Consider the following 463-nt stretch of genomic DNA (forward strand, 5'->3'; position numbering starts at 1 on the left):
CGGCAGAGCGACGGGATGGACGACCTGGAGAGCACCGACGAGGTCCGCGCCAGCCCGCAATCGATCGACATCCCCGCGCAGGGGCGGCAACTGCTGCGGCTGGTGCGTACCGGCCCTGCGAGCGCCAACGAAGGCGCCTACCGCCTGGTGCTGGAGGAACGCATCGCCCCACCCGACACCGGCGCGCCTGCCACGCAGGGCGCTCCGTTGCTGCTGCGCTATTCCACGCCCGTGTTCCTGAGCCCTGCGGACCCGGCAGCCGCACCGCGCCTCAGCACCCACCTGATCGCCGGCGCGCGCGGGCCGGAGCTGGTGGTGCACAACCGCGGCAGCGCCCATGCCCGGCTCAGCGACCTGAGCTTCGTCGGCGCCGACGGCCGCACCCAGACCCTGTTCCCCAGCCTCGCCGGCTACATCCTGGCCGGCGACTACAAGCGCTGGCCGCTGCCGGCCGCCGCGGCCG

The 463-nt window shown here is 74.3% G+C and carries 1 pseudogene; it reads left to right on the plus strand.

From position 1 onward, the window contains the following. Nucleotides 1-463: pseudogene (locus D180_RS16335) on the plus strand (molecular chaperone); the annotation flags it as partial.

The sequence above is a fragment of the Xanthomonas sp. SHU 166 genome (genome assembly GCF_000364685.1).
In the GTDB taxonomy this organism is placed as follows: domain Bacteria; phylum Pseudomonadota; class Gammaproteobacteria; order Xanthomonadales; family Xanthomonadaceae; genus Xanthomonas_A; species Xanthomonas_A sontii.